Annotated in this window: 19 protein-coding genes; 12 read left to right on the plus strand and 7 right to left on the minus strand. The window is 68.4% G+C overall.

Going from position 1 to position 16787, the window contains the following annotated elements; genetic code table 11:
• Window positions 1-7 precede the first annotated feature (7 nt).
• The 8 genes from A5698_RS15235 to A5698_RS15270 all read left to right on the plus strand — a co-directional run bounded on the left by A5698_RS15235 (window position 8) and on the right by A5698_RS15270 (window position 7910).
• A complete protein-coding gene (locus A5698_RS15235; RefSeq protein ID WP_068298367.1) occupies window positions 8-1426 on the plus strand; it encodes an aldehyde dehydrogenase family protein in 1419 nt (472 codons plus the stop codon).
• Window positions 1423-2202, plus strand: a complete 780-nt coding sequence (locus A5698_RS15240; protein ID WP_068298371.1) for a crotonase/enoyl-CoA hydratase family protein — start codon at window positions 1423-1425, stop codon at window positions 2200-2202. Before A5698_RS15235 ends, A5698_RS15240 begins: the two co-directional genes overlap by 4 nt.
• On the plus strand, window positions 2199-3344 hold the full coding sequence (locus tag A5698_RS15245) for an acyl-CoA dehydrogenase family protein (protein ID WP_197506785.1): 1146 nt from the start codon (window positions 2199-2201) through the stop codon (window positions 3342-3344). The genes A5698_RS15240 and A5698_RS15245 overlap by 4 nt, the downstream gene beginning before the upstream one ends.
• On the plus strand, window positions 3341-4351 hold the full coding sequence (locus A5698_RS15250) for an acyl-CoA dehydrogenase family protein (protein WP_068298377.1): 1011 nt from the start codon (window positions 3341-3343) through the stop codon (window positions 4349-4351). Before A5698_RS15245 ends, A5698_RS15250 begins: the two co-directional genes overlap by 4 nt.
• Before the next feature lie 81 nt (window positions 4352-4432).
• The gene (locus A5698_RS15255; RefSeq protein ID WP_068298380.1) at window positions 4433-4921 is read left to right on the plus strand and encodes a nuclear transport factor 2 family protein; all 489 of its coding nucleotides are present in this window, start codon (window positions 4433-4435) and stop codon (window positions 4919-4921) included.
• A 3-nt stretch (window positions 4922-4924) separates the two neighbouring features.
• Complete coding sequence (locus A5698_RS15260; protein ID WP_068298383.1) at window positions 4925-5776, plus strand: SDR family oxidoreductase; 852 nt, start codon at window positions 4925-4927, stop codon at window positions 5774-5776.
• Window positions 5773-6717 carry an alpha/beta hydrolase gene (locus A5698_RS15265; RefSeq protein ID WP_068298386.1) on the plus strand — a complete coding sequence of 315 codons (945 nt, stop codon included), beginning with the start codon at window positions 5773-5775 and terminating at the stop codon, window positions 6715-6717. Before A5698_RS15260 ends, A5698_RS15265 begins: the two co-directional genes overlap by 4 nt.
• A gap of 116 nt (window positions 6718-6833) precedes the next feature.
• A complete protein-coding gene (locus tag A5698_RS15270; protein ID WP_068298389.1) occupies window positions 6834-7910 on the plus strand; it encodes a hypothetical protein in 1077 nt (358 codons plus the stop codon).
• 51 nt (window positions 7911-7961) lie between these two features.
• Here the strand turns inward: A5698_RS15270 and A5698_RS15275 are convergent, their stop codons facing one another.
• Together A5698_RS15275 and A5698_RS15280 are read right to left on the minus strand one after the other, a co-directional pair.
• Window positions 7962-8237 carry a ferredoxin gene (locus A5698_RS15275; protein WP_068298392.1) on the minus strand — a complete coding sequence of 92 codons (276 nt, stop codon included), beginning with the start codon at window positions 8235-8237 and terminating at the stop codon, window positions 7962-7964.
• A complete protein-coding gene (locus A5698_RS15280) occupies window positions 8234-9373 on the minus strand; it encodes a 3-ketosteroid-9-alpha-monooxygenase, oxygenase component (RefSeq protein WP_067085447.1) in 1140 nt (379 codons plus the stop codon). The genes A5698_RS15275 and A5698_RS15280 overlap by 4 nt, the downstream gene beginning before the upstream one ends.
• A gap of 101 nt (window positions 9374-9474) precedes the next feature.
• Between A5698_RS15280 and A5698_RS15285 the strand changes: the two genes are divergently transcribed.
• The gene (locus A5698_RS15285; protein ID WP_068298395.1) at window positions 9475-11178 is read left to right on the plus strand and encodes a 3-ketosteroid-delta-1-dehydrogenase; all 1704 of its coding nucleotides are present in this window, start codon (window positions 9475-9477) and stop codon (window positions 11176-11178) included.
• Between the two features lie 4 nt (window positions 11179-11182).
• Here the strand turns inward: A5698_RS15285 and A5698_RS15290 are convergent, their stop codons facing one another.
• Window positions 11183-11851: a PadR family transcriptional regulator gene (locus A5698_RS15290; RefSeq protein ID WP_064350100.1), complete on the minus strand. Its 669-nt coding sequence runs from the start codon at window positions 11849-11851 to the stop codon at window positions 11183-11185.
• Between the two features lie 100 nt (window positions 11852-11951).
• Here A5698_RS15290 and A5698_RS15295 point away from each other — a divergent pair, with 100 nt between their 5' ends.
• Window positions 11952-12548, plus strand: coding sequence for a PaaI family thioesterase (locus A5698_RS15295; RefSeq protein ID WP_068298416.1), 597 nt, complete (start codon window positions 11952-11954; stop codon window positions 12546-12548).
• Window positions 12549-12570: 22 nt separating this feature from the next.
• Here the strand turns inward: A5698_RS15295 and A5698_RS15300 are convergent, their stop codons facing one another.
• The 4 genes from A5698_RS15300 to A5698_RS15315 form a co-directional block, all read right to left on the minus strand.
• The gene (locus A5698_RS15300) at window positions 12571-12798 is read right to left on the minus strand and encodes a hypothetical protein (RefSeq protein ID WP_068298398.1); all 228 of its coding nucleotides are present in this window, start codon (window positions 12796-12798) and stop codon (window positions 12571-12573) included.
• Window positions 12785-13015 (minus strand): DUF6400 family protein, encoded by a 231-nt coding sequence (locus tag A5698_RS15305; protein WP_068298401.1) that lies wholly within the window; start codon window positions 13013-13015, stop codon window positions 12785-12787. Before A5698_RS15305 ends, A5698_RS15300 begins: the two co-directional genes overlap by 14 nt.
• Before the next feature lie 104 nt (window positions 13016-13119).
• Entirely contained in the window at window positions 13120-13812 is a 693-nt protein-coding gene (locus tag A5698_RS15310; RefSeq protein WP_068298405.1) for an MBL fold metallo-hydrolase, read from the minus strand.
• Window positions 13809-15206, minus strand: a complete 1398-nt coding sequence (locus tag A5698_RS15315) for a xylulokinase (RefSeq protein WP_068298408.1) — start codon at window positions 15204-15206, stop codon at window positions 13809-13811. Before A5698_RS15315 ends, A5698_RS15310 begins: the two co-directional genes overlap by 4 nt.
• A 96-nt stretch (window positions 15207-15302) precedes the next feature.
• Between A5698_RS15315 and A5698_RS15320 the strand changes: the two genes are divergently transcribed.
• Window positions 15303-15809: a DUF6328 family protein gene (locus A5698_RS15320; protein WP_068298410.1), complete on the plus strand. Its 507-nt coding sequence runs from the start codon at window positions 15303-15305 to the stop codon at window positions 15807-15809.
• Window positions 15810-15845: 36 nt separating this feature from the next.
• On the plus strand, window positions 15846-16787 hold the full coding sequence (locus tag A5698_RS15325) for a DoxX family protein (RefSeq protein ID WP_067085369.1): 942 nt from the start codon (window positions 15846-15848) through the stop codon (window positions 16785-16787).

Genomic DNA, 16787 nt, shown 5'->3' on the forward strand with positions numbered 1-16787 from the left:
GAGACCCATGCACGACTACACCCGCAAGACGCTGTTCATCGACGGGCAGTGGATGACACCGTCGGCGGCCGACGTGATCGACGTCGTCGACCCCGCCACCGAGAAGGTGATCGGCTGTGTGCCCAGCGGAACGGTCGCCGACGTGGACGCGGCCGTGGCCGCCGCCCGCCGAGCCCTCGATCCGTTGATCACCCGCGCCGAGCGCAGTGACCGGCTGGCCCGGGTGATCGCCGCGATGGAGAAGCGACTGCCCGACATCGCCGAGACCATCAGCCGGGAGATGGGCGCGCCGCTGCGTGTGGCGCAGGGGGTTCAGACCAAGGTGCCACTGGCGGTGGCACGCGGTTTCGCCGACGTCCTCGAGTCCTTCGAATTCGAAGAGCGCGTGGGCAACTCGTTGGTGCTGCGCGAGCCGTACGGCGTCGTCGGCGCCATCACCCCGTGGAACTATCCGCTCTATCAGGTGGTGGCCAAGGTGCTGCCCGCCATCGCCGCCGGCTGCACCGTCGTCCTCAAGCCGAGCAACGAGGCGCCGCTGTCGGTGTTCGAGTTCATCGAAGCGGTCGAGGAGGCCGGACTTCCCGACGGTGTGGTGAACCTGGTGTCGGGGCGCGGATCCGTGGTGGGCGAGCGCATCGCGTCGCATCCCGACGTCGACGTGGTGTCGTTCACCGGCTCGACCGCCGTCGGCCGCCGGGTCGCCGAGCTCGCCGCCGGCTCGGTGAAGAAGGTCGCCCTCGAACTCGGCGGCAAGTCCGCGAACGTCATCCTCGACGGCGGCGACCTCACCACCGCGGTGAAGGTCGGCGTGGGCAACGCGTTCCTGAACGGCGGGCAGACCTGCATGGCGTGGACCCGGATGCTGGTGCCGCGCTCGCGCTACGACGAGGCCCTCGAACTGATCGAGTCCGCCGCCGCCAAGTACACCGTGGGCGACCCGTCCGACCCCGGCATCCGGATCGGCCCCCTGGCGTCGGCCGCGCAGTTCGAGTCCGTGCGCGGGTTCATCGACCGCGCGCGCCGCGACGGCGCCCGCCTGCTCACCGGCGGATCCGAATCGGTCCGCGACACCGGCTACTACGTCGCCCCGACCGTGTTCGCCGACGTCGACCCCGACTCCGAGCTCGGTCAGGAGGAAGTGTTCGGGCCGGTGCTCGCGGTGATCCCGTTCCGGGACCAAGACGACGCCCTGCGCATCGCCAACGGCACGCCCTACGGGCTCGCGGGCGCAGTGTGGGGTCCCGACCTCGACACCGCCATATCCTTCGCGAAGCGCGTGCAGACCGGGCAGCTCGACGTCAACGGCGGCATGTACAACCCCGTCGCGCCGTTCGGCGGCTACAAGAAGTCCGGTGTCGGCCGGGAACTCGGCCGCGCGGGGTTCGAGGAATTCCTGCAGACCAAGTCCCTACAGTTGCCGTCATGAGCACACCGCTGAACATCGCCGCTCACGGTGCGACGCAGACGTGGACCATCGACCTGCCCGACGTCGGCAACGCGATCACCGACAAGGGCTTCATCTCGGCGTTCGAGACCGCCGTCGACGCCGCCAACGCGGACCTCGACGTGCGCGCGGTGATCCTGACGGGCGCGGGCAAGATCTTCTCCGCGGGCGGCAACGTCAAGGAGATGGCCGACCGCACCGGGATGTTCGGCCTCGACGCACTCGATCAGCGGCGTGCGTACGTCGACGGGATCCAGCGCATCCCCCGCGCACTCGGCCGCCTCGAGGTCCCGCTGATCGCCGCGGTCAACGGTCCCGCCGTGGGAGCGGGCTGCGACCTCGCCATGATGTGCGACATCCGCGTGGCCTCCGAACGGGCGTCGTTCGCCGAGAGCTTCGTACAGATCGGCATCATCCCGGGCGACGGCGGCACCTGGTTCCTGCCCAGGGCGATCGGCTACGAGCGCGCCGCCGAGATGACGTTCACCGGCGACCGCATCGATGCGGCCACCGCCCTGGAGTGGGGCATGGTCACCCGCGTCGTGCCGCACGACGACCTGCTCACGGAGGCGCTCGCGTTGGCCGAGCGGATCACGAAGAACCCCGCTCACGCGCTGCGGATGGCCAAACGTCTGCTGCAGGAATCGCGGGCCGGCTCGCTGGACTCCACGCTGGCTATGGCCGCGGCCATGCAGCCTCTTGCCCACCGCGACCGGGAGCACGAGCAGCGCATCAGCCGATGGCGGACCACCCCGTGACGCTCCCCCGCCTGGTGCCCCCGGCCGCCGTCGACGCCGCCGCGACCGCGGCCCTGCGAGCCGAGGTACGTGAGTTCCTCGCCGAGCAGCGCGCCGCGGGTGCGTTCACGCCGTCGGTCGACGCGTGGCTGACGGGATGGGACGAGGGCTTCACCAAAGCGCTTGCCGCCCAGGGCTATCTCGGGATGACCGTGCCGGTCGAGTACGGCGGACACGGACGCTCCTTCGTCGAACGGTTCGCGGTGACCGAGGAGTTGCTCGCCGCGGGCGCACCTGTCGCGGCGCACTGGATCGCCGACCGGCAGATCGTGCCGTCGTTGCTCAAGTACGGCACGGAAACGCAGAAGAAGGAGTTCCTCCCGCGGATCGTGCGCGGCGAATGCTTCTTCGGCATCGGCATGAGCGAACCCGATTCGGGCTCCGATCTCGCGAGCGTGCGCACCAAGGCGGTCCAGGTGGACGGCGGTTGGTCGCTGTCGGGGACGAAGGTGTGGACGTCGGGGGCGCACTACGCGCATGCGTTCATCGCGTTGGCCCGCACGGCCCCGGTCGATCCGGACAACCGCCACGCCGGGTTGAGTCAGTTCATCGTCGACCTGCGCGGACCGGGTGTGCACATCCGCCCCGTCGTCTCGATGAACGGCGCACACCACTTCAACGAGGTGATCCTCGACGGCGCCTTCGTCCCCGACGACATGGTGTTCGGTGAGATCGGTGCGGGCTGGCGCCAGGTCACCTCGGAACTGGCCTTCGAGCGCAGCGGACCTGAACGGTTCCTGTCCACCTTCGTGCTGTTGCGGACGTGCGGCGAAAAGATGGCCGCACAGGAACTTTCGCGGGACACCGGACTCGGCCGCCTTATCGCCCGAACCGCCGGACTGCACCAGATGTCGACCGCCGTCGCGGGCGCACTGGAGAGGCGCGAGCCCGCCGATGTTCCCGCCGCGGTGGTCAAGGTGCTCGGCACCACCACCGAGGGCGACATCGCCGACTTCGCCGACACACTGACCGACGCGACCACGAATCCCGAACTTGCCGAACTGGTTTCGCGAGCCGTGGATCAACGTCCCGGCTTCACGCTGCGCGGCGGCACCAACGAGGTGTTGCGCGGCGTGATCGCACGAGGGTTGGGGCTGCGATGACCGTCGATCCGGCACTGGTCGAGATGATGGACGCGGTCTTCGCCGAGTACCGCGACGCCCACCCGCCCGCGAAGACGGTCGAACGGGACACGGAGTTGTGGCGGCGCCTCGACGACCTGGGCCTGGTCCGACTGACCGGCGCCGAGGAGTCGGGCGGCAGCGGGGCGGGCTGGTTCGAGGCCGCCGAACTGCTGGCGGCCGCCGCGCGCAACGCGGTGCGAACACCGTTGGCCGAACACGACCTACTGGCCTGCTGGCTGCTCGAGGCGAACGGAATGGGCGGCGACGACGCGGTGCGCACCGTGTGCCTGCTCGGCGAGGACGGAACCGCCGACGGTGTCCCCTGGGCCGCGGCCAATGACCGGGTGGTCGTCGTCTGGCGCGATGGCGACGACCATCGCGTCGCCGACATCGACGCCGCCGCACTTTCGATCACAGCCGGCAGCAACGCGATCGGCGAACCCCGCGACTCCGTCGAGGCCGACGTCGCCGCGATCGACGGTGTCCCGGTGGCCTCCGATCTGGTGGCCGAACTGTGGCACAAAGCCGCGCTGGTGCGGGCGATCCAGGTGTGCGCGGCGCTCGACCGGATCGTGCTGTCGTCGGTCGAACACGCCGCGTCGCGAATCCAGTTCGGCCGGCCCCTGTCCCGCTTCCAGGCCGTCCAGCACCTGATCGCCGACTCCGCCGCCGAAGCGGCGCTGGCGCGGGCGGCCACCGAGGGTGCGCTGACGACGGCCGTCACGAACGGTTGGTCGACGGGCAGCCTCGCGTTCCGCGTCGCGGCGGCACGCTCCTGCGTCGGTCATGCCACGTCGGTCGTGGTGCGCAACGCCCACCAGGTGCACGGCGCGATCGGCACCACCCTCGAGCACCGGTTGCACGAGTTCACCCGCGCCGCGCTCGCATGGCGGTCCGAATTCGGGTCGGTGCGCTATTGGGACGAACGGGTCACCGACGCGACGCTGGCCGCCGGAGCCGACGTGTGGAGCCTGATCGTCGACTGATCCGACCGCCCGGCCGCGCGGTGTTCCACTGACCGGGCATCGCCGCGCCACGTCCCGGTCGGCGACGGTTGACTCGCACCCATGAGCAACGAGATCACGCTGTCCGAGGTCCAGGAGTTCATCGCCGCCTTCTGGTACCACTACGACCAGGGTCACTTCGCCGAACTCGGGGCCCGGCTCGGCGAGGAGATGGAATACCTAAGCCGGTCCGATTCCGGGAACTGCCCGTTCGAGGAGCTGCTGGCCGCCGAGTTGCACGGCAAGGACGAGACCTTGGCGTGGTTGACCCAGCACCGCAACGAGAATCCCTACCCGCTGCGCCACCACGCCACCAACGTCTTCCGCACCGGCGTCGACGGGGACGTCACCACCGCGCGCTTCTACCTGTACGTGAACCAGGTGACGAACAACGTCCCGTTCGACGTCTCCAGCGGTGTGGTCGACGTCGGCATCCGCCGCGCCGGCGACGGCCTGGTGTTCACATCGATGACCGTGATCCTCGACGCCGAGGACTCCGTCACGTTCTCCGAGCACGCCGCCAAGACCGCCACCGCCTCGACCGCCTCGTAACGCGTGGACGCACGCGCGACGTTCGGCGGTGGTGTCGCGGTCATCACCGGCGCCGGAAACGGGATAGGCGCGGGGCTGGCACGCCATGCCGCCGCGCTGGGCATGACCGTCGTACTGGTCGACATCGACGCCTCGGCGATCGCGGCGCTTCGCCACGAGCTCGCGGGCTCGGTGGACCTGGTGTGCGATGTGCGCGATCCCGAGGCGCTCGAAGACCTTGCCACACAGGTGTACTCGGAGATCGGCCCAGTCCGGCTGCTGGTCAACAACGCCGGTGTCGAGCAGTTCGGATACCTGTGGGACACCCCCGTCGCCAATTGGGACCGGCTTGTGGACATCAATGTCAGCGGCGTGTTCTACGGCGTCCGCGCCTTCCTGCCGCGCATGATCGCCGCGGACTCCCCATCGTGGGTATGGAACCTGTCGTCGATCGGCGGCGTCGCCGTCGTGCCGCTGCAGGCGCCCTACATCATGAGCAAGCATGCGGTGCTGGCACTGACCGAATGCTTGCGACTGGAGGTCGAATTGGCCGGCCACGCCGACCGGGTCCACGTGCAGGCTGTGCTGCCCGGCGCCGTGAAGTCGAACATCTTCGAGGCCGCCGGCGGCGTCGACGACGGCGACGTCGGGGCCGCCGAGGCGCAGCGGACCGCGATGCTCGACATCAAGGCCGAGGCGATGGATCCGGTCGAAGCGGCGCGGGTGGTCTTCGAACAGGCCGCGGCCGGCGAGTTCTATCTGCTCACCCAACCCGAGTACGTCGGCAACGCCATGGCGGAGCGCGCCCAAGTCCTGGCGTCGCGCCGGGCACCGGCCCTGCGCGCCAAGCGGCGATTCGACCCCACACGGCATTGACGAAATCGAAACAGGGGGTTCCACAACTGGATCCCGACGCCGCGGCGCGCGTTGCGCAGTTCGGGGACGTGGCGCCGATGCGGGAGCGCGGGCTCGACGCGGTGCGTGACGCTTTGGAGTCCGCGCCGCTGCCCGAAATGCCGGAGATGGCCGATGTCGAGGGTCGGAACATCGAGGGACCCGTCGGGGAGATCCCCCTGCGCATCTACCGACCGTCGACCGACAGCGGCGCCCCCGCGGTCGTCTACTTTCACGGCGGCGGAATGGTCCTGGGCTCGAACCATTCGTTCGAACCGTTGGCGCGCAACATCGCCCACCACTCCCACTCCACTGTGGTGTCCGTCGACTACCACCTGGCCCCCGAAGCGGCACCCCCGGCCCAGTTCGACGACGCCTACGCCGCGACCCGTTGGGTTGCCGAACACGCCGACGACCTCCGCATAGACGGCACCCGCGTCGCGGTGGCGGGCGACAGCGCCGGGGGCACACTGGCGGCCGGCGTCGCGTTGGCCGCCCGTGACCGCGGTGGGCCGGCCCTGTTCGCGCAGATCCTGATGTATCCGGGCGTCGACAAGGATCTCGAGGTCCCGTCGATCCGGTCCATGCCCGAGGCGCCGATGCTCCGCGTCGTCGACATCGAATACATGCACGAGCTGGCCGACGGCCCGGAGCACCCCTACACGATTCCCGCACGGGCACAAGATCTGTCGGGCCTGCCGCAGGCCATCGTCGTGACCGCCGAATCCGATCCGATCCGCGACTGGGGCGAGCGCTACGCGGACCGGTTGCGCGACGCGGGAGTACAGACGACGGTCACCCGCTACCCCGGCATCTACCACGGGTTCCTGATGCGTTCAGAGGCGACGGCCCGTGGGCGACTGGCGGTGGCCGAGATCGGCGCACTGCTGCGCGCGAAGTTCGCCCATCCGCTGCCCTTCTGATCGAGCGGAAACAGATGTCCCGATGACCGGACAGGCACGCGGCCACCTGTGGGCCGCAACACCAGAATTGGCCAAGCGACCGGCATGAGATGCCGACCTCGAGAGTAGGAGAGAACATGCTCACCCAAGAGCAGCGGATGGAGTTGTCCGACGTCCTGCGGCCCGCTTCACCGCCCCGCGAGATCGACAATCTCTATACCGACGACCAGCGGGAGCGCCTCCTCGATGTGGTGCGCACCCAGGGTCCGTGGAAGTTGATCATCGCCCAGCACTTCGCGTCGGCCGAAGAACTGATGGCCACCATGAGCGGGTTGTTCCCCGAGGGCTTCACCCCCTCGCTGGACTTGTTCCTGACCGCGACGTTCCGCGGTTATCTGGCCAACTACGGCACGGTGCTCTACCCCGAGTTGCACGACTGCTTCTACAACCAGCGCTTCGTCGAGTACGCCAAGAGCTACTGGAACGCCGAGTACGCCAAGCCCGAGATGATGCTGTTCAACATCAACGGCCCCTGCGCCAACCGCGATCCCGGCCACCTCGACTCCCCCAGCTTCCGCGGCGTGCGCCACGAGAACGCTCCCACCTGGCTGACCAGCGTCATGGGCAAGTCCGGGCTGTTCCGCGACTACCTCATCAAGATGGCTCAGGTCATCACGTGGTTTTCGCTCGACGAGGGCAGCGGCTTCACCTACTGGCCCGAGGGCCCTCTCAAGCCGCCGAAACGCCTGCTGCCGCCGGTCTACAACCGCGGTGTGCTCGTGCAGAACGAGATGATGGTGCACCGCGGCGAGGCCAACGGGCCGCTCGATCAACAGACCCCGGCGGGGCTGGCGTTCGACACGGTGTTCACCGGGGATCCGTCGGACCGCGACTTCTGGCTGCTCAAGAACGGCGACGACGTGATCGCCCGCCACCACACCGACGAACTGCGGTTCCTGGTGCACTGGTCGGCGGAGGTGTTCACCGACTTCGACGAGCTCAAGAAGAACATGGACGGCAGCGACGATCTGACCATCGACAAGGCGATCGACATGCTCGTCGACGATGTGCACTCCAAGGGCATCAAGCTCGACGTGCCGAGCGAGCCTCTGCACGATCCGGAGTTCATCGCGGCGCTGAACGCGGTCTACGACCTCGGCGGGCCGGCGGAGTACCCGAAAGAAGCTCCCCTGTCGGAGTTCCAGCTGACCTAGCGGCGGTTTCGGTGCGCTATCGGTCGCTCAGCGATCGATAGCGCACCGAAATCACGCTGTCTCGTCGACGATCGGCAACGCCCCGCGGCGCGCCGCCTCCTCGATCGAATCCCGCAGTTCGAAGCAGACCAGAAACGGCCTACCGTCGTGCGCGTGGATGGCCTCGGCGTCGCGGCGCTGGTGGCACTTTCCGGCGGACTCGGCGTCCCACTGCACGCTGGTCTGCTGCCAGGTGCTCTTGCGCACCAAAACGGTTGCCGCGCAGAGCCGGCACGTCACCGAGGTCATCGGCGCGTCGGCGAGTCGGCTGTCCTGGCGGACGGTCATCCCGCGCTCGTGACGGCGTCCCGTGCGGCGATATTGGCCTCGACGATCTTCATCCATTCCTCGCGCGGCCGGGTGGTGTCGATCTCGTATTCGAAGCGGTCCACCATGTCCGGCGTCACGTCGGCGACGTCGACGTAGAACTGCTCGTACCAACGACGCAGTTGGTAGACGGGCCCGTCCTCCTCGCACAGGAGCGGATTGTCGATGCGCGCCTTGTTCTTCCAGATGGCGACGTCCTGCTCGAAACCCATCTTCACGAAGTCGCCGAGACCGATCGCCGTCTGCATCGCGAGGTCCTCGGGCAGGTTCTCGGACTTCTTGACGATGATCCCGTACTGCAGCACGAAGGAGTTCTGGTCGATCGGATAGTGACAGTTGATCAGCACCGTCTTGTGATCGACGTCGGTGTAGTGGTAGGTGAGGTCGTCGATCATGAACGACGGCCCGAAATACGATGCGACCGAGGTGGTTCCGAGCATCTGGGTCGGACCGGGCTCACCGAGGTCGGGCCGTCCCGCGCTGTTCATGTACTGGGTCGCGACATGGCCTTCGAAGATGTTCTTGAAATGCGTCGGCAGCGAACCGTGAATGTAGAAGAAGTGCGCCATGTCGACGACGTTGTCGATGATCTCGCGGCAGTTGGTGTTGACCACCGTCGTGTACCAGTGCCAGTCGGTCCACTCATCGCTCGTCGCACCCTCGATGCGCGGAATGGTGACCTCGGGCGGCGGAGGGTTGCCCTCCGCGTCGTTCCAGACGAACAACATGCCGTCCTGTTCGAGGGTCGTCCACGTCGCGGTGCGGGCCAACCGGGGCACACGCTTGCTGTAGGGCACCTTCTTGCATCGCCCGTCACCGCCCCAGCGCCAGTCGTGGAACGGGCACGCGATCTCGTCGCCCTTGACCTCGCCCTGGCTCAGGTCGCCGCCCATGTGACGGCAGTACGCGTCCAGGACGTTGATGCGGCCGTCACCGGCGCGGAACACCACGAGCTTCTTGCCGAACGCGTGCACCTGGTGCGGTTTACCGTCACCGAAATCTCTGACCAGGCCCAGGCAGTGCCATCCGCGAGCGAACCGCGACGGCGCGGCCTCCGCCTCGATCTGGCGGACCTCGATATCGGTGTCCATCGTCATACCGCTGTTGTAGCAGCCCTCGGCGAGCGTGTTCACGGTTCTGTTCCGCTCATCAGGACATCGATTCCGCACCGCGTCGAACAGCTCTAATTTGTTCGGTTGTGAGTAGCGCACACGGGGCGACGATCCCCGACGGCTTGCCGATGACCGACACCGACGTCGATCTGGTGGTGATCGGGTCCGGCACCGGCATGGCCGCCGCCCTCGCCGCTCACGAGCGTGGCCTCTCGGTGCTGATCGTCGAGAAGTCGGCCTACGTCGGCGGTTCGACCGCACGTTCGGGCGGCGCGCTGTGGCTCCCGGCCAGCACGGTGATCAAGGGCGACGGCGGCGCCGACACCGCGGCGCGGGCCAAGACGTACCTCGACGCGGTGGTGGACGGGACCGCACCCGCGCAGCGGTCGGATGCGTTCCTGGCGAACATCGGCGAGACGATCGAGCTGCTGCGGCGGGCAACGCCGATGCGGCTCTTCTGGGCCAAGGAGTACTCGGACTACCACCCCGAGGCGCCCGGCGGCACCGCCGTGGGTCGCACGTGCGAATGTCGTCCCCTCGATTCGGTGATCCTCGGCCGGTACCGCACGCGTCTGCGGCCCGGCGTGATGGAGGCCAAGGTCCCGATACCGACCACCGGCGCGGACTACCGCTGGATGAACCTGATGTCGCGGGTGCCGCGCAAAGGTCTGCCGGTCATCGCCAAACGTCTCGGCCAAGGAATCGGCGGATTGGCCCTCAAGCGGCGGTATGTCGCCGGCGGTCAGGCGCTGGCCGCCGGCCTCTTCGCCGGTGTGCTGCGCGCGGGCATCCCCGTGTGGACCGACACCACCCTGCGTCGGCTCGTCACCGACGGCGACCGGGTGAGCGGCGTGGTGCTCGACCACAACGGCGCGGACATCACGGTGTCGGCGCGCCGCGGCGTCGTGCTCGCGGCAGGCGGTTTCGACCACGACATGGACATGCGGTGGAAGTTCCAGTCGGAATCCCTCGGCGAACATGCCAGCCTCGGCGCGGAGACCAACACCGGCGACGCGATCCGAATCGCCCAAGACGCCGGCGCCGCAACCGATCTGATGGACCAGGCGTGGTGGTTTCCCGCCGTCGCGGCGCTGCCGGGCGCGGACCCGAAGGTCATGCTGGCGGAGCGGTCACTTCCCGGGTCGCTCATCGTCGACCAGACCGGAAGCCGGTTCGTCAACGAGGCGACGGACTACATGACGTTCGGACAGCGTCTGCTCGAGCGTGAACGCGCCGGGAATCCGGTCGAATCCATGTGGATCGTCTTCGACCAGGGCTATCGCAACAGCTACGTCTTCGCCGCCGAACTGTTCCCGCGCATGGCGATACCCCAGAGGTGGTATGACGCCGGCATCGCACACCGCGCCGACTCCATCGCCGGACTCGCCCCCAAGATCGGCCTCGACGCGTCGACGTTGACCGCGACCGTCGAGCGTTTCAACGAAAACGCCGCCGCCGGAGTCGATCCCGACTTCCTGCGCGGGGCCAGCGCCTACGACCGCTACTACGGCGACCCGACCGTCACGCCGAACCCGAACCTGCGTCCGTTGACTCGGGGGCCGTTCTACGCCGTCAAGATGGTGCTCAGCGACCTGGGCACGTGCGGCGGCCTGCGCGTCGACGACCACGCCCGCGTGGTGCGGGAAGACGGTCGCGCCATCGACGGGTTGTACGCGATCGGCAACACGGCGGCCAATGCGTTCGGCACCACCTATCCCGGAGCGGGCGCGACGATCGCGCAGGGTCTGGTGTACGGCTACATCGCCGCCGCAGACGCCGCAGGCGGGTGACGGATCAGTCCTCGGCTTCGGCCTTCTTCTCGATTTCGTACCAGTATTCCGGTGCGGGCCAAGGAATTTGCGTGCCGCGTTCGATACCCGCATCCGCGAAGGAGGCCTCGGCCTCGTCGAGTTCCTTGAGCATCTTCATGGCGAGCTCGCGTTCTGCGGCGTAATACCGCTCGGCCCACTGCAATGCGACCTTCGCGTAGGCCCACGACGGGTCCACACCCGCCCACTTGGCGTCCTTCGCGGCTTGGCGCTGCATGTCGTCGGCGTAGGCGATGTGCTCCTGCAGGATCTCCTTGAGGCGCTCCGGTTCGGTCAGATGTCCGAACGTCACGCGCAGCAACGGGTTGTGCTTGAGCACCGGAGGATCGACGGGTGCCTCATTGGCCCATCGCCGCACCGCGTCGAGACCCGCCGGGGTGATTTTGTACAGGCGACGGTTGCGGGTCCGGCCGGTGTTCTCGACGCGTGAGGACAGCAGTCCCAACTTCTCGAGCTTCTTCAGCTCCGAATAAATCTGGCTGTAGGCGGGGCTTCCGTAGAAGAACCGCATGCTCCATTCGATCCACTTTCGGATGTCGTAGCCCGACAGTTCGTGTTCGTAGGTCAGCATGCCCAGCAGCGCCCAACTGGTCGCGGCCAGATTCGGCTTCGCGTCGGACGTGCTTTTCGCCATTTGCCTAGCCTAACAACGCAGGAGCACACCGCACCTCCAACGCACCACTGGCTGGGACGCCGCCTTGCGGAGTCGCCCAGGCGTGCGCACGCTGAAGCCCATGGCCGGTTCCGAACTCGACGACCTGCGTGCGGTGTACGAGCCCCTGGCGCAGTCGGTGCGCCGACTGATCGATGTCACCATCCGCACCCGCGCGGACGCTGCGACGGTCGCGGCCGTGAAGGACAGAATCGATTGCGCCAGTGACGAACTCAGTGAATCGCTGCGCGACGGCTCATTCGGACTGGAACACACACGCGATGGCGAGGCGATGGTGTGGGGAAATGTCGTCATCGGAGTGCGCAATCCGGCCGCCCCACCGCTGGTGGTGCATCACGATCCCGATGGCAGAGTGTGGACCGAATTCACGCTCGGCGCCGCGTTCGAGGGCCCGCCGGGGCACGTCCACGGCGGAGTCTGCGCGATGCTGCTCGACCACGTGCTCGGCGCGACGGCGCACAAACCGGGCAAACCCGCCGTCACGGGAACGTTGACCACGCGGTACCGGCGCGGGACCCGGCTTGATCACCCGCTGCGCGCGGAGGCCTGGGTCGAACGGGTGGACGGCGCGAAGACGTTCGCGGTCGGCCATATCGCCGACGCCGACGGCGTCACCGTCGAAGCCGACGGTGTCTTCATTCACCCCCGAAACCCCTGAGCGCTCGGGGGCGGGTCGAGCGTCAGGCGGCCCCGCGGCGCTTGCGGTGACGCGTATCGGTCGACCACAGATGCCCACAGGTCGGGCATTGCAGATGGACGACCGTGGCCCGGTTGCTCAGCAGGTACTGCCAGTGGTCGGCGCAGTTGCGCTGGTTGGCGCACTCGCCGCAGCCGGCGCCGTGGTCGCAGCCGGGGCAGGCCAGCCAGGCCCGCCGTGCGCGGTCGGCGGTGGGATCAATCGGCAGCACGGGTCACCGTCCGATCGGGCAGGACACCGGCGCGCACGAGGTCGTCGTAGATCCGCTGCTGGTCGTCGTCCAGGTCGCTGTAGAGCATGTCGTAGGCCAACCGCTCCTGCTCCAGCGCGGCGATCGGATCCCAATCGTCGCCGATCGCTTCGAGGACGGCGGCGCGGCGCCGTCCCTCGTCGAGCGTGAGGTCGTACGCGAACTCGAAATCAGGCATTGAGTGGAAGCACCTTTTGGGAATTTTTCGATAGGAACGGCCAGCGTGCCCGCCCGTCGAGGCATTCGACAATGAATTAGGTCACACCGGTGTGTTGAAATTCGTCACTTTTGGGCGGTGAGCCATCGGCGCTGCCGACGGACGAAGTCGGCGTCGACCGCGGACCCGTGACCGGGCACGTAGACCGCGTCACCGCCTCCTGCGGCCAGCACCCGATCGAGCGTCGCCGGCCACGCGTCGAGGTCGGAGTCGAGGTCGATGGACGGCTCGCCCGATTCCTCGACGAGGTCGCCGCAGAACACGACCGTCACGTCCGCCTCCACCACCGCGATCAGATCGTGGTCGGTGTGGCCGCGGCCGGGATGGCTGGTCACCACCGTCCGCCCACCGACGTCGACAGCGGCTTCCCAGAGCTTGCAGTCCGGTTCGCGCAATGCGCCGATTGCCGCGTCCACTTCGGCGGCCTCGGCCCCGTGCCGCATCGCGTCGGCGCGCAGGCGCTCCTTGCCGGAGATCACGGTGTCGGCTACCGGTGGCGCGCAGTAGACCTGCGCACCGTCGAAGGCGGGAAAGCCCAGGACGTGGTCGAAGTGGTCGTGGGTTAGAAGCACATGGCACACCGGTTGGGCGGCGATCTCGGCGACGTCGGCGCCGATGGCCCGCCCCTCGGCCAACGTGCTGCCCGTGTCGATCAGCAGGCAGCCGCTACGTCCGGCGACCAGCCCCACCGTGACGTCGAGGAACGGCAACCGGGTGCGAAACACGCCCTCTGCCAATCGTTCCCACGAAAAGTTCACTGCCCCAGGGTAAGCGGCTGCGCCGCCCGATACTGGTCGAACACCGACGGAGTGGGATCCGCACGGTAGGTCGCGGTCTCGCCCAGCGCCCACGTCGGCGGCGCGTCCGAGTGGCCCAGCGTCCACGCGGCCTGACGGGCCGCACCGAGCGCAACGTATTCGGCGGGTTCGGGTACCTGCACCGCCGTTGAAAGGATCGCCGGTGCGATCCGTCGAACCGCCTCCGAGCGCGCTCCCCCGCCCGTCAGCATGACGCGTCGCACGTCGACACCGTGCGCCCTGATCTTTTCGATGCAATAGGCCATCGAACACCACAGGCCTTCCACGGCGGCCCGAGCGACGTTTGCGGGCAGTAGGTTTCGTGTCGTCACACCGTGTAGGGCTCCGGCGGCCGCGGGTAGGTTGGGCGACCGCTCCCCCTCCAGATACGGCACCAGGGTGAGACCCTCCGCTCCCGGCGGCGCCGACAGTGCCAGCCGGTCCAGTTCGCCGAATTCCACGCCCAACATCCGGGCCACGGCGGCGAGCACGGGGGCGCCGTTGAGAGTGCACACCAAGGGCAACTGACGACCGGTGGCATCGGCGAAACCGGCGACGATGCCCTCCGGATCGCGGGGCGCGACCGCCCCGACGGCGCTGACCACCCCCGATGTGCCCAGTGACACCACGCAGTCGCCCTCGTCGGCGCAGAGCCCGAGCGCCGCCGCGGCGTTGTCGCCGGCCCCCGGCCCCAATACCGCACCGGAGGCCGAACGGCCGGCGCTCGCGGCCGGTTCGAGCACCGGCGGAACGAGGGGCCGCTTGCCCCGCATGGCCATCTCGAGAAGATCGATGTCGTAGCGACCGGTGGCGGCGGAGAAGTACCCCGTTCCGCTGGCATCGCTGCGATCGGTGCGCAGATCGCCGAGATCCGTGGAGCCGCTCAGCCGCCAGGTCAGCCAGTCGTGCGGAAGGCACACCGCCGCGGTCGCATCGGCGTGCTCGGGTTCGTGATCAGCCAGCCAGCGCACCTTCGCGGCGGTGATCGCCGCGACCGGCACCACGCCCACCCGCGCGGCCCATTCCTGCGGACCGCCCAGCTCGTCGATCAGGTCGGCGGCGGCGCTGCTCGAGCGAACGTCGTTCCACAGCAATGCATCTCGTACCACGCGACCGTTTTCGGCAAGGCAGACCATGCCATGCTGCTGCGCCCCCACCGAGATCGCCGCCACGTCGTCAAGACCCCCCGCCGCCGAGACCGCGGCCTGCAGCGCCGACCACCAGTGCCCGGGATCGACCTCGGTGCCGTCGGGGTGCGGAGCCGAGCCCGAGCGGACCACCGTCCCGGTGTCGGCATCACAGATGAGCACCTTGCAGGACTGAGTCGATGAATCTATTCCCGCGACGAGCGCCACCCTCGCCAACCTACTCCGGCGCCGACTGCCATCAGCCGGTCGGCCGGAAACCGTCATTCGGTCGACCGGCCAACCGAGCGGCTGCCAGAATCAGATGTGGACTTCGAGCGACCCGATCCCGACGGTCCGGAGGGCTACCGGCGCCACGAGACGGAAGCCCAACGGCTGGACCGCAATTGGTCAAGCCTGTTGCAGGAACTTCGGGTCGCGCAGACGGGTGTACAGCTGCTCACCGGTTTTCTGCTGATCCTGCCGTTCAGCGATCACTTCTCCGAGCTGGACGAGGTCATGCGCACGGTCTATCTCGTGACGGTGGCCTGCTCCATAGGCGCGACGATATTGCTGATCGCTCCGGTCAGCATGCACCGGCTGCTGTTCCGGCGGCACCGCATGGAGACGTTGGTGGCAACCGCGCACGCCTTCGCGATCACGGGCACGCTGCTGCTCGGCGTCGCGCTCTCCGGCGTCGCGACGATCATCTTCGACGCCGTCGCCGACCGGACGGCGGCGTGGATCGCCTGCAGCGTCGTGCTGATCGCGCTCGTCGGGTTCTGGTACATCATGCCGCTGCGGCACCGGACTCCTCGCGACGCGTCCAATTGACGTTTGCGTCCCGATACGCCTGGGAACTCCCGAGCCATGTTGATTCGCCGTATCGCGCGCCCGATGCTCTCAGCAGCCTTCATCGCCAGAGGTGTGGAGGCCCTTCGCAGCCCGAAACCGGCGGCCGACGCCGCACGCCCGACCCTCGAGGGGCTCAGCAAGCTGCCCGATCCGGTCGGGACGAACGTTCCGACAAACGCCGAAACCGTCGCCCGCGCGACGGCCGCCGTCCAGATCGGCGGTGGTCTGCTGCTCGCGACCGGCAAACTCCCACGGCTCGCCTCCGCGGCACTCGCGCTGAGCGTGGTGCCGGGGAGCCTTGGCGGACATACGTTCTGGAGTGAGACAGATCCCCAGCGCAAGGCCGACGAGCGGCGTGCATTCATCACCGACGTGAGCCTCATAGGTGGGCTGATCATCGCGGCGGTCGATACCGAGGGCAAACCTTCGCTCGGTTGGCGTGGCCGGCGCGCGGCGCACAAGGTCTCTGAAGCGGTCACGGCGGCGCTGCCGGTCGGCGCGGCCGCGGGCGGCGCGCTCTCCGACAGTGAGTTCGCCGACAAGGTGGGCCATGGCCTGCATGTGGGCGCCGAGCGGGGCCGCGAGCTGGCCAACGTCGCACTCGAACGCGGCGCCGAATTCGCCGACGTCGCCCGCGAACGCGCGCCCGAATTCGCCGAGCTGGCGCGCAAGCGCAGCGCGGAACTCGTTGACGTCGCCCGCGAACGCGGACCCGAACTCGCCGAGGTGGCGCGCAAACGCGGAGCGGTGTTCGCCGACGTCGCGCGCGAACGGGGTTCGGAGTGGGCCGATGTCGCGCGCGACCGTGCTCCCGAGTTGGCCGAGACGGCGCGCGGCCGTGCCGCGGAGTTGGCCGAGACCGCTCGCAAACAGGCCGACACCGCTCGCAAACAGGCCGAGACCGCACGCAAGCAGGCTCGCAAGCAGGCAAAGCGCCAGCAGCGCAAGCTCCGCTGA

Source organism: Mycobacterium sp. E136 (genome assembly GCF_001666865.1).
Lineage (GTDB): Bacteria > Actinomycetota > Actinomycetes > Mycobacteriales > Mycobacteriaceae > Mycobacterium.

Excerpts from the sequence above, each read along its gene's own strand:
- A5698_RS15290 (WP_064350100.1), bottom strand. The coding sequence starts at position 11,851 with ATGGCGAAAAGCACGTCCGACGCGAAGCCGAATCTGGCCGCGACCAGT.
- A5698_RS15250 (WP_068298377.1), top strand. The coding sequence starts at position 3,341 with ATGACCGTCGATCCGGCACTGGTCGAGATGATGGACGCGGTCTTCGCC.
- A5698_RS15275 (WP_068298392.1), bottom strand. The coding sequence starts at position 8,237 with ATGACCGTCCGCCAGGACAGCCGACTCGCCGACGCGCCGATGACCTCG.
- A5698_RS15295 (WP_068298416.1), top strand. The coding sequence starts at position 11,952 with ATGGCCGGTTCCGAACTCGACGACCTGCGTGCGGTGTACGAGCCCCTG.
- A5698_RS15240 (WP_068298371.1), top strand. The coding sequence starts at position 1,423 with ATGAGCACACCGCTGAACATCGCCGCTCACGGTGCGACGCAGACGTGG.
- A5698_RS15270 (WP_068298389.1), top strand. The coding sequence starts at position 6,834 with ATGCTCACCCAAGAGCAGCGGATGGAGTTGTCCGACGTCCTGCGGCCC.
- A5698_RS15235 (WP_068298367.1), top strand. The coding sequence starts at position 8 with ATGCACGACTACACCCGCAAGACGCTGTTCATCGACGGGCAGTGGATG.
- A5698_RS15305 (WP_068298401.1), bottom strand. The coding sequence starts at position 13,015 with ATGCCTGATTTCGAGTTCGCGTACGACCTCACGCTCGACGAGGGACGG.
- A5698_RS15255 (WP_068298380.1), top strand. The coding sequence starts at position 4,433 with ATGAGCAACGAGATCACGCTGTCCGAGGTCCAGGAGTTCATCGCCGCC.
- A5698_RS15325 (WP_067085369.1), top strand. The coding sequence starts at position 15,846 with ATGTTGATTCGCCGTATCGCGCGCCCGATGCTCTCAGCAGCCTTCATC.
- A5698_RS15280 (WP_067085447.1), bottom strand. The coding sequence starts at position 9,373 with ATGACGATGGACACCGATATCGAGGTCCGCCAGATCGAGGCGGAGGCC.